Genomic DNA, 14,301 nt, shown 5'->3' with positions numbered 1-14,301 from the left:
ACTAAGAATTTATGGTTTCGGTATTCTTTATTTTTTTCAAATAGGAACGCCAAGTAATTGCCCATTTCTCAGGATTCTCAAAAAAGTCCTGCTCATCCACACGATGAATGGTGCTATTGTGCGGTGCACTTTTCACCACTTCAGGATTGGTATACGCCTCATTAGAAATATGTGTTAATGATGCGATATACTCGTCTAAATCCGCTTTTGAAGTCGATTCTGTCGGTTCAAGTGTAAACGGTTCAGGTACAACATAGGGATGATGACTGGACCAATAATGATGGGCAAAATCAGCCATACGATAGGAAATATCGTCTGTAGTTACGCCAGTATCTTTTGTTAATTGCTCCCAGCTATAACGGACTTGCTCCAGTCTTTTCCCCTTAATATAAGGAGCATCAGCCCCGCGTATCTTTAATATTTTGTGGTACAAATAATTGTTATTTAACACTGCCACTTTAGCTACATCTTTTAACCCTTCTGCACCCAGGGATCGAATCCAAGCATATGCACGTAACACGGTTTGTGGTACTCCTTGAAACGAACGTACTTTCCCAATACTATGATTCAAGTTATCATTCAAACTATAATTCTCACCTTGTTTTTCAACGATCGGACCCGGTAAAAATTCTTTTAGCTTACCAACAACACCCAATGCTCCCGTCGCCGGCCCGCCGCAGGCATGTGGTGTGGAGAAGGTTTTATGAAGGTTAAAGAAGCACATATCAAATCCAGCCTCTTTCGCTCGTGTAATACCTAGGAGGCCATTGGCATTGGCCTGGTCGTAATAACAAATCCCGCCTGCTTCATGGACGATTTTTGTAAATTCCTTGATTCGCGGATTATAAATCCCCGTATCTTCAGGGTTTGCGACAACAAATCCTGCCGTTCTGTCGGAAACGGCTGCTTTTAGCTTTTCAATATCTGGGAAGCCGTCTTGATCTGGATACAACGTGATAATTTTATACCCCTTTACAGCAGCAGTTGCGGCTTGGGAAGGATGCGAAAATATAGTCGTGATGATTTCATTTCGCTGTTCCCCTTCTCCTCTCGACTCATGATAAGCCCGAACGATGGAGGCCATTGTGAATAAGGATTGCGTTCCGCTCCCCGGCTGGAAAGAAAAGTAGTCCATTCCAGAAATCTCTCTCATGCACAAATCTAACTTGTAGATAATTTCAAGCATTCCTTGGACTGTGCTTACATCTTGCAAAGGATGCAGTTCCGTCATTTTGGCTGAGGAGGCAAAGGCTTCATTAATTTTCGGAGAATACTTCATCGTACAGGTTCCTTGTCCGATTTCAACGTTAAAGGCCGCTCCTAACGTTTCTTGTGATAACCGTAAATAATGACGCAATACTCTATTCTGAGAAATTTCCGGCAAATTCGGTTTTCTTTTTCTCATCATTTCCGCTGGTATAGCAGAGACCCCGTCCCCAACATGATTTTCTATACTTTCTTCCACCGCAGGAAGTGTAACTCCCCGCTCTCCGCTTTTATGGAGTTCGAAAATGATCGGCTCATCCCATTTTGCTTGATGAAAATTTCTTACCTTCTGATCCCTATTAATTTTTTGCATTTACATACACCATCCCATTCCTTTATTACTTTGCATCTATACATTCCTGAATCGCAGTTACTAGTCGATCGATGTCTTCTTTTGAGTGAATTTCTGTGACACAAAATAATGCACATTGACCTAGTTCTGGAAAGTCTTCGGATAAGTCCTTTCCGCCAAAAATTCCATGGTCTAATAGATATTTATTGATGTCCTTCACAGATTTCCCTGTATAGCTAAAGTCAACGACGAACTCTTTAAAATTCGTTGATTCAAATCTGGACGCTACAACATTTGAAATATTCCCAAGCTGCCCCATCGCATATTGTGATTTTTGCAGGATAGTCTTCCCAAGTTCATACATTCCAGCAGGACCTAAGAGCGACAAATAGACTCCAGCAGTAATCCCCCATAATGCCGTTTGAGTTCCAACTGATTCCTTTCCTTTCTCTCTTAACGCGAAGGATGTACGGTCGTAAAGAACATCGCCGAAGCCATATTCACCTTCGACAACCGTTGGTGCAATCCCAAATAAACGGGAAGGATATTCTTGGATAAAGGTTAAATCATCGTGGGTAGCGATAAACCCAGATTGACCACCGCCATAGTTCATATGCATCCCGAGCGGCTGTAAATCACCACAGACAATATCAGCGCCATAGTGACTTGGCGGTGAGAGTACACCTAACGAGCTCGGGTCCACACCAACAATGGTGATTGCGCCGATACTTTTTGCTAGTTTACTAATCTTTTGACCTTTTGTTTCAACAAATCCCAAATAGGAAGGGTTTTCAAAATAAACGGCAGCGATACTTGAGGATAGTTTGTCTTCCAGATCGCTTAAATTAATTTGTCCTGAATCTTCTTCATAATCAACCAGAATGCATTCAATATGCGGTGAGCAATAATTTTTGATGACTTTCAGCCGATCAGGTGAGATGGTTTTTGGTAAAAGCACCTTGTTTCGGCCATTGATCCGGCTTGCCATCCGGATTGATGTTGCCGCTGCCTGCGCCCAATCAAACGTTGGAACATTGACCACATCCATGTCCACTAATTCAGCCATTAGGCTTTGATATTCAAACAATGCCTGATATCTGCCGTGATCTTCATATGGATCACCAGCATAAGCCGTTAAAAATTCAGCACGCTGATTCACCTCATCACAAACCGCCGGAACAAAGTGATTCCAGCATCCTGCGCCTAAAAAGTTTACATACTCTGTCGTGCTTTTATTCTTGGCTAAGATTCCATCAATATATCGTCTTAGTTCATATTCTGAGAGCGCTTTTGGAATATTCATCTCTTTTTTATACTGTAATTCTTCAGGTATGCCATCAAAAAGCTCTTCTATCGTTTGTGCACCGATCTCTCTTAGCATTTCCTCTTGTACTTCCGGAACTGTGTTAGGTATATATGGATGGGCTTGTTTTTTCATCACTTTCTCTCCTTTGATTAGTTTTACGCTAAACCGCCGCCGTCAACTGTTAAAACCGTTCCTGTCACCCAGGATGACATATCGCTTGCTAAAAACAACACGCCTTTAGCAATATCTCGAGGTGTTCCAATCCTTTCAAGCGGCCGGCCGACTGCTGATGAAGCCAGAAATGATTCTTCTTCAAATTGCAATTGTTTCGCTTCATCCCTCAATAACGGCGTATCTGTGTCACCAGGACATATACAGTTGACACGTATATTCTGGTTCCCATGGTCAATGGCCATTGCTTTTGTTAAATTAACGACCCCTGCTTTTGCCGCACAGTAAGAGACCGCTTTATCTCCTCCTTTTAACCCCCAGCCTGATCCTGTGTTGACAATGCTTCCCCCGCCGTTTTTAGCCATAATTGGGATGATGTATTTCGATAATAAGAAGGCTCCTTTTAAAGAAACATTTAGGACTAGGTCCCATTCTTCTTCGGTATGGTCGACAGCAGTTTTTCTTCTAATCACACCTGCATTATTAAAGAGAACGTCAATTTTCCCCAGTTCTCTTTCAATTTGATTTGCTGCCAGTTCACATTCAGCAGATGAAGTAACATCACACTTAAAAAATGCTGCTTTTCCGCCTTTATCATTTATGTTTTTGGCATGTTTGATTCCCAATTCTTCATTAATATCAATCATAGCTACATTGGCCCCTGCTTCACTAAACAACTCTGCCGTGGCTAATCCAATCCCAGAGGCAGCTCCCGTAATGACAACAACTTTATTTTTCAATCCGATGAGTTCTTCATAGTTCAATTGAATCTCCAACCTTTCTAAACTATTTATCTAAAAAATAAATAATTGCTGTTCTTCCTCCTTTATCCTTTTCTTAAATACTTTGCAATTATTGTGCCAAGACTGCGATATATCTAAAAATAAGAAAGAGAAAGCCCGCTTCGCCTATTTTGCAAAATCCCGGGTTAGATCTATGTCATAAATGACATATCCTTGTCACTATTGACAAAACTTTTTAACTATTCTAAATGTTATAATTAAATTAACGTCATAAACTTACATAAAAGAAAGACAATCACAAGTGGAGGGATCATGATTGTTACTGTTAAATTCGATTTCAAAGGTCATCCAGGCTTTTTCCAAACTCCTTCACGTAGATATTGCTTGTTTTAATCCGGAGGGAAAACTAATTGCTGCCACGGAGGAATATGTCCGCCAAAAGGGCAAGAAAGTGTATGTGCCATTTTTTAATACTTTATACGGGCATCACATTACCTTCCTCCATCAACCTGGAAAAATGAAAACATGTGATGGGTGCCATTTTATTAATAATTGCCCCTCAAAGGTTGAGCTAGTCCAAGACATGATTATCAATGGAAAGAAGTATGGTTATTTAACATTTGTCAGCTTTTCTCAAGAAAATGAAAAGAAACTCATCGAAAACAAGGCTTTCTATATTGAATGGCTCTCGCGCTTGAAGGAGATTATTATCTCCATATTACGAGATACCGATGGCTTCAAAGTAAAAGACTATTTGGAACTCGCTAATACAAACTATATTTTTGGCAAAAGCAAGTCACATACTCAAATTCATAATCTAATTAAGAGCATTCGGAATAGTACCTCCTCTGTTTTAATTACAGGAGAAACTGGCACCGGGAAAAGCTTGCTAGCCCAGTATATTCATAAAGGAAGTCTTGTCAGTAAGGGTCCCTTTGTTGAATTAAACTGTGCGGCCATTCCAGAGAGTTTATTTGAGAGTGAATTGTTTGGCTATGAAGACGGAGCCTTTACGAATGCAAGAAAACAAGGAAAACCCGGTTACTTCGAGTTAGCCGATAATGGAACCTTATTTTTAGATGAAATTGCTGATTTACCCATGAGTTTACAGCCAAAACTATTGAAGGTCTTACAGGATGGTATTATTCGGCGTGTGGGAGGGACGACAGCTAAGAAGGTAAAAGTTCGTCTTATTGCTGCAACAAATCAGTCTTTTGATGAATTAATAGCTGGGAAATTGTTTCGCGCGGACCTTTTTTACCGATTGAATGTCATTCCAATCATGGTTCCGCCATTAAGAGAAAGAATGGAGGATATCGAATTATTAGTAGTTAACTTTTTGGAAAAATTACAAGACCGAACAGGTAAGTATATTAATTCCTTTACGGACGAATATATAGATTTGGTAGCTTCCTATCACTGGCCGGGAAATTTACGCGAGCTTGAGAATGTGATTGAATATAGTCTGAATATAGAAACCGGGCAAAAGTTAACAAAAGACTCTCTTCCCCACAATCTATTAAATAAACAACATTTACTTCAGGATTCTAAACCTCTCCTCGAGCCTTCTCTAGCAGAAGCAGAAAGAGAGGTTATTATTCAAAAGCTGAACCATTATGGCAGCAGCTATAACGGCAAACAAAAAACCGCCAAGGATTTAGGCATAAGCATCCGGACTTTATACCGAAAAATGGAGAAACTCCAGATTCATTCTTAATATGGAATCACAAAAAGCGAAGAGCGCAATTATGCTCTTCGCTTTTTTCTTTCGACCAAAATAACATAATCCACTATCTACAATACTGACTAACCGTCCGCCTGAGGTGGACAAAAAAGACGGTTTGTCCACACACGGTGCCTGACACTTTCCAATATTGTTTATTTACTTAATCTACCTAATTCAACCGCTGAAGTTTCTTCTGTATTATAGGCTGAGATCCGGAACGACAGACTGAAGTCTTCGAATTTACAACGGTATTTTTCGAGCTGGTCTTGACCGCAGGAGTTGCTGCCGAGACCATTCTGTTTATAGTCAATGTTAAGGACGACGTAGTCACGCGGCTTCAAATCGACTGTATGCTTGGCAAGTTCTAAATCACTAACTTCAAAGGTTGAAGCACTGAAGTCAAATTTGTCATCAGCGATGAAAATGAGACCATTAGACTGATTATCTGATAAACTTACCCAGTCACAATCAGAGCGGTTGCCGTTTTCTTGCGGCTTCACATAGTTTGTGAACAACTCATCAACTGTCTTAGCGTAAACACCGAAGTGATTTGCTTGCTTCGAATCTACATAACTTTCACCAGGTCCTCGGCCACGCCACTGAGTATCGGTAAACTCTTTTGTCAAGCGCATATTCACACCGAGACGTGGAATCATGACAGGTGCATTTTCTTTCATCCCTGAAGCAATACCATCAATGCGGCAAACAATATCACCGTCTGGATAGATGCTGTAATGGTATTGAAGCTGATAGTACCAAGAACTGTTTGTGGTTCCGTATAAAGCATCTGTTTGCCATTCAAACACGCCCTCTTTCAGTTCCCAGCGAGCATCTTCCACGATTTCATGGCCTAAATGCATGAAATACTTAGTCCGGTAATCCGCGACATAATACATATCGTTATCGATAGGCGCACGCCAAAAGTTGAACTGCGGTCCCTTCTCAATTTGAACCTTTCCATTACGAGTTACCTTAGTAATAGCGCCTTTAACAGAATCAAAGGTTACCGTAAAGTCAGTGCCGCTAACAGTTACGTACGCACCTTCTTTAACCAATTGAAGCTCACCGTCAGCATGTACCTTTGGTAACTTCTCTTTACCTGGAAGGACAAAAGAAGCATTTGCTAGTTCATGACCTTTGGCTGCCCATACTGCGTCTTGTTTCAGTGTGTAAGAAAAGACGAAGTAATAGTTAGCACCGCTTATTTTCTCAATTTCTTGTCCTATTGGAAGATGAATTTCTACTGTTTCACGCCCAGAAATCTTCGGTAGATCCACCTTAAAGGACTCAAGTTGTGTATCGTCCTCAAACAAGGAACAAGTTAATTCTAAATGATCTAGTGATAAGAAATCGTAGCGATTAATCAGTTTGAATATTCCTTTTTCGATATCAACGCCTTCTGTTTGTACAGGTTCAACGACCTTTTTATATTCTGATAACGCTGGTGACGGAGTGCCATCAGGCATAATTAATCCATCGATACAGAAGTTTCCGTTCGTCGGATCATCACCAAAATCACCGCCGTACCGATAGTAGACCGTACCATCCTCTGCCACCGTTTCAATTCCGTGATCAAACCATTCCCAGATGAAACCGCCCTGCAGCTTATCATATTTGTAAAACAAATCTTGATAGTCCTTCAGATTACCAGGACCATTCCCCATTGCATGAGCATATTCACAAAGAATATGTGGTTTCGCAGATTTTTCAATTACCTGATCCATGGTTAACTTCTCTTTATGTTCAAGCCAAGTGTACATTGTGCTGTAAACATCCGTGACTTCCGCTTCGAAATCTCCTTCATAATGAACCAGACGCGTTGGATCCATTTCCTTTGCCCGTTTCGCCATAGCACGGAAGTTGTGACCGAAAGCTGATTCATTTCCAAGTGACCACATGATAATAGATGGATGGTTTTTGTCGCGCTCAATCATCCGTTCTAGACGTGAAACATAAGCCAATTCCCATTCAGGGTCATTACTGATCCAATCGTATTTACCTGTTAGTTCAAAGCCGTGACATTCTAAATCTGTTTCATCTATCACATACAGTCCATACTGATCACAAAGATCATATAAGAAATAAGAGTTTGGATAATGAGCAGTACGAACCGCGTTAATATTATTCCGCTTCATAGTGATAATGTCGCGCTCAATTTCCTGTTTCGTGACGACACGGCCTGTTTTCGGATTGTAGTCATGGCGGTTTACTCCTTTGAACTTAATCGCCACACCGTTCACTAGGAACGTTTCACCCGAAACTACAATCGAACGGAAACCAACATGCTGGCTGATGATCTCAATCGTTTTTCCATCAGCATCTTTTACGGTCATATAAAGAAGATATAAATTCGGCTCCTCCGCACTCCATTTTAGTGGTGCCTCAACAAATTTGCTGAAAGGCTCGCCCGCCTTTTTTTCTTCGCTAAAAATTTGCTCTCCATTAGGGTGGATTAATTCATAACTGATTGTTTGCCCACACTGCTCGGTCAAATTTACTGAAACAGATAGAGTGGCATTTTGGTAATCACTGTCTAACTCCGTGTTCACGGAATAATCATAAAGGCCAACTGTTGGTCTTGTATAAAGTTCAACATCACGGAAGATCCCGCTCAGCCACCACATATCCTGGTCTTCAAGATAGGTCCCATCTGACCATTGAAACACGCGGCAAGTCAAGTTGTTTTTTCCTTGACGACAAAGGCTGGTAATATCAAATTCAGCCTGAATCCGCGCCCCCTTACTGTATCCGGCAAACTCGCCGTTTATGTACAATTCGTAGGCTGAATCTACTCCATTAAACTTAAGAATTAATTGTTCCCCTTCAAGGCTGCGGTCCAATTCAAATTCACGGCGGTAAATGCCAGTAGGATTATCTGTTGGTACCCTTGGAGGGATAATCGGGAAGTTATACCACAAATCCGAATAATGCATCTTCCCATATCCTTGCAGTTGCCAATTGCCGGGGACCTTAATTTCGTCCCAGTCGGTTGTATCAAGTGCTTCTTGAAAAAAACCTTCTGGCGAATATTCTGGAGCCTCTAGGAACATAAATTTCCATGTTCCATTTAGTTTTTGATAGTAATGCGCATGACTAGCGTCTTGTGTTTCTGCTGCCTCGCGGTTTGGGAAACTGTTAAAATGAGCCCGGGCTGGCATGCGGTTAATTTCGTCAGTATGAATGTCTTCCCATCTTTTAATATTCTTCATAATTTTCCCCTCATTTAAGTTGTAGTTTTTTTTCGTAACGCCGGTAACAAATCCAGGCAAACCCTAGGAATACAATAATTCCTAGCACATTATAAAGAAGTACAAATACAGGGTTAGCACCGTCACCTGCTACATTTCCTGTTTTGATATATTCCAAAATCACACTTGGTTCTGGAAATGTAGAAACCAGGAATGATAGAAAGAAGATGGCTAAAATTAGGAATCCCGCAAAAATCCCAAACGAACGTCCGCCCATCCTGAAGCTGCGTTCTAAATCGTCCTTTTTCATCCGCATGTTAATGTAAGCAACTAACAAGAAAAGGACTGGAATAATCGCTGTGGATGCCGTCATATTAATCAAAGTTTGTAAAAATGTATCCATTGAACCAATTCCGATTGCTGGGATAAGAAGTAATACAGTTACAATAGCAGCTTGTAGGTAAAGCGCATTAACTGGGTTTCCTTCATGGTTGGTTTTTGCTACCCATTTTCCAAAAATACCTTCAGGGATTTCTGAGAATAAGATTTTAACAGGAGCTGCTGTCCAAATAACAAGTGATCCAAGGGCCGCCAGCATCATTGTCAGACCGACAACGTTTGTAATGATGTTGCCAATCCCATAATGCCCGCCAATAATTTTGAATGCATCGAACAGACCATTTGAATAATTATTTTTCAGTACATCAGATGGGACGACTAATCCTACAGCCAAACAGCCTAAGCTATAAATTAACCCAATTGCAACCGTGGAAATTAACATCGTTTTGATGAATGACTTATTACCGCCTTTTACGTCTTTTACATAAACACCAACACTTTCAGCACCACCAACCGCTTGGAAGATCCAGGCCATGGTCATGAAAAAGGTCCAGTCAAATTTTGGTGTCATCGTGGAAGCATTAATGGTTTGTGCGGGTTCTTTTCCAAAGATTATTACTACCCCAAAGGCTAGAACAATAAATCCTAATCCAAGAATTAATCGAGCAATTCCGGAGATATTGGTTACTTTTGAAATCCAGCCGACACCACGGGTGGAGACGTAAGTGGCTAACCAAAAAAGAACAATTGATACGAGGGAAATAATAAGCGTACCCTTGTCCCCTTCAAACACGTTTTTACCTAAAAATGTGTAGGAAGCGTAAATAATAATTTGTGGTAATAGTGCAGTAAAATAAAATAAGTTTACAAAGAAATAGGACCACGAGCCGAGGAACGCCCATTTGTCTCCTAGGGATGTACGAATCCAGCTGTATACGCCTGATTCTGAATTCTGGTTTGCTGAAGCAAATTCCCCTATCATTAGTGCAAATGGAAAAAAGTAAAACACAGTTGCAATAATATAAGCAGGTATGGTAGCCAGGCTGATACTAATGCTGTTATTGATAATACTGTTAAACGCAAAAACTGCTGTAAAGGTCATTAGCAGTAATGAAGTGGAACCGATCTTCTTTCTTGTCTGCTCCATGATGTTTTCATCTCCCTTTTTAGCCTCATATTGAGCAAATGTTGCAAATGGATGTTGCAAAAATAAACACACTATAGATTTACACCAAGATGAGTTTGTTATAAAATCAGTTATATCTTATGTGTTTACGTTTTCATTGTAGTTATTTGTAGATTAACTTTCTATATACTAGTGTTGCAACTATATGTCATTATGTTGAATTGTGAGGGACAGCTGATGTTTGACTCTATTGGAATTTTTCTTACCGATGAAAAAATCGGGGAAGAGCTTTATATTTATGAATGCGGCTATGAGGATGTGAAACCGAGGGATCCGTATCAATATGAACAAATTGATTATTATTTGCTTCATTATGTCATAAGTGGTGAAGGTCTATTCTTTATAAATGGCGATGTACACAAACTAGGTGCTGGGGACTTGTTTTTGATCCCGCCACATACGGATAACAATTATTATCCGTTAATCGGGAACCCGTGGAGTTATCGCTGGATTGGATTTAAAGGAACAAAATGCGGCGACTTATTAAAGAAGTGCGGCTTTAGTGGTGATAAGTTTACACTGTCCTATACGAAGGATGATTTTGTTGAGAAGCAATTTGCTGAAGTGTTTAACAATTGTAACAAGGGGAAATTGCATGCCGGTCTAGGTTACTTATATATTCTACTAAATACATTAATGGTGGAATATGAGAGTGAGCTGAGATATTCGTTTAACGAAGCAGAAAAATATGTGAAATGGGCGTTAGATATTATCCATGAACGCTACCATCAGACGGATTTAACCGTGGCTGCACTTGCTGAAGAAATAAATGTGGACCGGACCTATCTATTTCGTCTATTTAAAACCTATGTAAAATACAGTCCACAGCAGTACATTATTCACTATCGGATTAATAAAGCCAGTGATTTACTGCGTAAGAGCAGGTTTTCAATAAGCGAAATTAGTGAGCTTGTGGGATTCAACAACACGTCCCATTTCTCAAAACTATATACCAAACATAAATCCATCTCACCCGCCGCTTATCGAAAACAATTCCTTAAGAAGGTATGAAAAAGGGTGTCAGGCACCGCTCGTGGACATTTGTCCACGAGTGGTGCCTGACACCAAAACCCTTATTTATACAATAAATAACCGAGAATAAGGAATACGCTGGATGTCCAGGTGAATGCTGGGTCACGTAAGCTTTCACCAGTTAGCGCGTTATAGTTTTCTGCCATGCCGGATTTAGTGGCCATAGCACAGAATCTGCGGGCGATTTCCAGTCCTAGTTCCTGTTCGCCTGCAGATAGCAATCCGTCAACGATTAATAGTGTAGTTGGTGCCCAAATCGGGCCGCGCCAGTAGCCGTCTTCGCGGTAGAACGAGCTAGAAGGAAGTTCCGTTGCTAACCCATACTTTGTTAAAAACCCTTTATCTCTAATCCCCTCAATTAACTTCTCTAAGATATCCCCTGGCAGCCTTTTTCCGAGAATGAGTGGTATAGATAATACTAAACTATCAGATTCAATCACTTCATGGGTACCTGAACGTATGGCCGTAAATCGCTCTCCATCCCAGAAGTGTTCAATCATTCCTGTTAACAATTGCTTAGATTGAAGCCTCCATTCCTCAGCTTCATCTTTTTTACCGATCTTACCCGCGATGTCAGCTAGCACTTCCATTTGTAGTACTAAGAATGAAGACAAATCCGGACTTTCCACCGGGGTCCCTTTGTGAAAAATCGTACTGTTATCCCAGCCGCTGTCGTTTCCATGATTATATTGTGGTATCCCATCATGATCACTATCCTGATAAGTCATCCACCAATTTGTCCATTTCTTCAGCGGTTCATAAACTTCCAATAATTTCTCAACCGTCACATAATCGCTTTGTTCCCAAATGCGTTTTAAAGTCCAACCATGAATCGGCGGTTTCGTGAAATTCCACAACGCAAATCGGTTATTCACGAAATCTGGAAGCATGCCAGTCGTATCCTGCAAGTCAAAAAAGATCATAAACTGATCCCAAGCCAGTTCAGGAGATTTTTTTGCCAAGGCCATGGCATTAAAGCAGTGATCCCAGCTCCAAATGTTCGTCATCCAATTCTTAGACATATACATGGCTGGGCGTGTTAAGATTCCTTCCGCCGGAACAACACATGACCAGGTAATGTACGCCGCCAAATCCTTACCACTGCTATATTCCTCCGGGAGCGGAAGTGTATTGTGAACCCAAGCTTCAAAATCTCTCTTAACGGCCATTCGCCCATCTTCAAATGCAGGATAAGATCGAGGGTGATAAATCGTTGTAAACTCCTCTATCACACATTCCATTTCCGCGCCAATCGAGTCAGGCAGTAAATCAGCGATAATTTTATCACAGCGCTGCTCGATAAATGGTGCGTCCATTTCAATTAGACCTTTTACAGATGCAATCATATAGCGCATTTCTTGAGAGGAATGATTGACCTCCCAACGGTCCGATTCAACCATGACCGCATAATCATAGGCACCAGTAATACCTGTCAGCCTAACCCCAATACCCTTGCTTCTTATTTGTAATACATTAGCATCTGTTATACAAAATTCCACATAACCTTCCGCACTTTCAAGAAGAAGAAAACTTGGCTTGAGGGTTGATTTATACGACTGGATTTTCCCTTCCCAAACTAGTTCTATCTTGAACACTTCACCAAAGTCATTGTCACCGTTCCGAATATTGCGAATATAAAGTGCCCCATCTCCCTTTTCCTGATGATTGGGGGAAATGGTTATAAACGAGCCGTAACGGCTGAAAGGGATTTTTTGTATATCAAACATAAGACCACCTCTTGTTCTGTTGATCTATTCTTCATTTGTTAGCTGTTCCTGATTAGTTGTATGAAAAACTCGTTTAGTTTCAAAATAATTTGGTATAATCACTTGGATAAAATATAGATAACCTATAAGCAGAAACACGCCTGTCAGTAAAAACGGAAGTGTATAATTTTTTCCAGATAGAATGCTGCCAATCACAAAGGCAATTAATGCCGAACCAATACTCCGGAATACAACGCTCATCCCTGCGTAAGCATCTCGGTCCTCATCCCTAAACGACGACATGGACAGACTGTCGACCAAATTTGTCAGCATCGTAAAAGTCCCCCCCCTTACAACGAGCAGCATTGAGAAAACATAGGCTGGTATGTTTAAAAATAAAATAAAACAGAAAATCACATTCACTAGATAAATATAGAAAAACGTTTTTTTCGTCCCAAGCCGTTCAATCAAAAATGGAGAGAATATGGAACCGATAAACAACGCTAAACCATTTAAGGCTAATAAAATAGATACGGATTCATTTGAGAAATCATAGCGAAACTTTACAAATAGATTCAAATATGGCTGTAGACTGGATACCGCACCTCCGGTTAAAAACGCCATAATTGAAAATAATAATAATTTTTGACGCAGACCACGTGAAGGTTCTTTTATAAGGAAGGAACTGTAAGTTCTCCCACTCTGCCGGGGCGGTTCCTTGGTTTGTCTTTGTTCCTTTGGCAGTAATACCACCCTTGCACAAACTAATAGAACAAAAACCAGAGAAGTCACCAATAGTGTGTTTTGGTATCCGATGCCTGAAGAATCAATCCATTTGGGTAAATAGCCAGCAAGTAAGGTTCCCACACCAGTAAAGGCTGTAAAGACAGCAAACAGAAAACTATATGCTTGAGTTTCTTCTCTTTTTGAACGGGAATAATAGAATAGTAGCTGTATTTCTGTTGTTTCGACTAGCGTAAAGCCGATAGAGACAATCAGCTGGGCCATAAATAATATGAGAAAGCTTTTAGATAATGCAAATATCATACAGCCAAGTGCCACACTCCCAACACCAGAAACCAGAAGCTTTTTCCGCCCTATTTTTTTGACTAGAAAGGTGACAATAATAGCAAAGATTCCCTTCAGTAAAATCCCCATTGAAGTAATAAAACCAATCTGCTTTTCGGAGATGCCCATTTCAATCAAATGTAGATTCAGAATCAAGGTAAACATACCGATGCTCAGCCCATACAGTGATTCGGTGGCTAAAAAGCGCTTCACACCGGGCGATAATGAAACTTTTTGTAACGACTGTTTCATGGTTGCCACCTTCCCAATAAACTTAC

9 protein-coding genes are annotated in these 14,301 nt (G+C 40.6%); 2 read left to right on the top strand and 7 right to left on the bottom strand.

The window, feature by feature from the left end; all coding sequences use genetic code 11:
- Position 1: 1 nt before the first annotated feature.
- The 3 genes from gcvPB to BDR01S_RS17720 are packed head-to-tail and all read right to left on the bottom strand — an operon-like array spanning position 2 to position 3,799.
- Complete coding sequence (gene gcvPB / locus BDR01S_RS17730; RefSeq protein ID WP_066250048.1) at positions 2–1,579, bottom strand: aminomethyl-transferring glycine dehydrogenase subunit GcvPB; 1,578 nt, start codon at positions 1,577–1,579, stop codon at positions 2–4.
- 25 nt (positions 1,580–1,604) lie between these two features.
- Positions 1,605–2,996 (bottom strand): aminomethyl-transferring glycine dehydrogenase subunit GcvPA, encoded by a 1,392-nt coding sequence (gene gcvPA, locus BDR01S_RS17725; protein ID WP_066250046.1) that lies wholly within the window; start codon positions 2,994–2,996, stop codon positions 1,605–1,607.
- Between the two features lie 23 nt (positions 2,997–3,019).
- The gene (locus tag BDR01S_RS17720) at positions 3,020–3,799 is read right to left on the bottom strand and encodes an SDR family NAD(P)-dependent oxidoreductase (protein ID WP_066250041.1); all 780 of its coding nucleotides are present in this window, start codon (positions 3,797–3,799) and stop codon (positions 3,020–3,022) included.
- A 295-nt stretch (positions 3,800–4,094) separates the two neighbouring features.
- Here BDR01S_RS17720 and BDR01S_RS17715 point away from each other — a divergent pair, with 295 nt between their 5' ends.
- The gene (locus tag BDR01S_RS17715; protein ID WP_066363275.1) at positions 4,095–5,495 is read left to right on the top strand and encodes a sigma-54 interaction domain-containing protein; all 1,401 of its coding nucleotides are present in this window, start codon (positions 4,095–4,097) and stop codon (positions 5,493–5,495) included.
- Between the two features lie 161 nt (positions 5,496–5,656).
- Here BDR01S_RS17715 and ebgA read toward each other — a convergent pair whose 3' ends face one another.
- Entirely contained in the window at positions 5,657–8,713 is a 3,057-nt protein-coding gene (ebgA, locus tag BDR01S_RS17710; RefSeq protein WP_066250039.1) for a beta-galactosidase subunit alpha, read from the bottom strand.
- Between the two features lie 10 nt (positions 8,714–8,723).
- Positions 8,724–10,178, bottom strand: a complete 1,455-nt coding sequence (locus tag BDR01S_RS17705; RefSeq protein WP_066259610.1) for an amino acid permease — start codon at positions 10,176–10,178, stop codon at positions 8,724–8,726.
- A 216-nt stretch (positions 10,179–10,394) separates the two neighbouring features.
- Between BDR01S_RS17705 and BDR01S_RS17700 the strand changes: the two genes are divergently transcribed.
- Positions 10,395–11,228, top strand: a complete 834-nt coding sequence (locus BDR01S_RS17700; protein ID WP_066250036.1) for an AraC family transcriptional regulator — start codon at positions 10,395–10,397, stop codon at positions 11,226–11,228.
- Between the two features lie 62 nt (positions 11,229–11,290).
- On the opposite strand, the gene BDR01S_RS17695 is transcribed toward BDR01S_RS17700, so the two are convergent.
- Together BDR01S_RS17695 and BDR01S_RS17690 are read right to left on the bottom strand one after the other, a co-directional pair.
- A complete protein-coding gene (locus BDR01S_RS17695) occupies positions 11,291–12,976 on the bottom strand; it encodes an amylo-alpha-1,6-glucosidase (protein WP_066250030.1) in 1,686 nt (561 codons plus the stop codon).
- A gap of 24 nt (positions 12,977–13,000) precedes the next feature.
- Positions 13,001–14,275, bottom strand: coding sequence for an MFS transporter (locus tag BDR01S_RS17690; RefSeq protein ID WP_066259608.1), 1,275 nt, complete (start codon positions 14,273–14,275; stop codon positions 13,001–13,003).
- Positions 14,276–14,301: the final 26 nt, after the last annotated feature.

This window comes from Neobacillus drentensis NBRC 102427, assembly GCF_001591445.1.
GTDB lineage: Bacteria > Bacillota > Bacilli > Bacillales > Cytobacillaceae > Neobacillus > Neobacillus drentensis.
This window is presented reverse-complemented; position numbering and strand designations above follow the sequence as displayed.

Coding starts and splice junctions, on each gene's coding strand:
- BDR01S_RS17700 (WP_066250036.1), top strand. CDS start 10,395: ATGTTTGACTCTATTGGAATTTTTCTTACCGATGAAAAAATCGGGGAA.
- ebgA (WP_066250039.1), bottom strand. CDS start 8,713: ATGAAGAATATTAAAAGATGGGAAGACATTCATACTGACGAAATTAAC.
- BDR01S_RS17705 (WP_066259610.1), bottom strand. CDS start 10,178: ATGGAGCAGACAAGAAAGAAGATCGGTTCCACTTCATTACTGCTAATG.
- BDR01S_RS17690 (WP_066259608.1), bottom strand. CDS start 14,275: ATGAAACAGTCGTTACAAAAAGTTTCATTATCGCCCGGTGTGAAGCGC.
- gcvPB (WP_066250048.1), bottom strand. CDS start 1,579: ATGCAAAAAATTAATAGGGATCAGAAGGTAAGAAATTTTCATCAAGCA.
- BDR01S_RS17695 (WP_066250030.1), bottom strand. CDS start 12,976: ATGTTTGATATACAAAAAATCCCTTTCAGCCGTTACGGCTCGTTTATA.
- gcvPA (WP_066250046.1), bottom strand. CDS start 2,996: ATGAAAAAACAAGCCCATCCATATATACCTAACACAGTTCCGGAAGTA.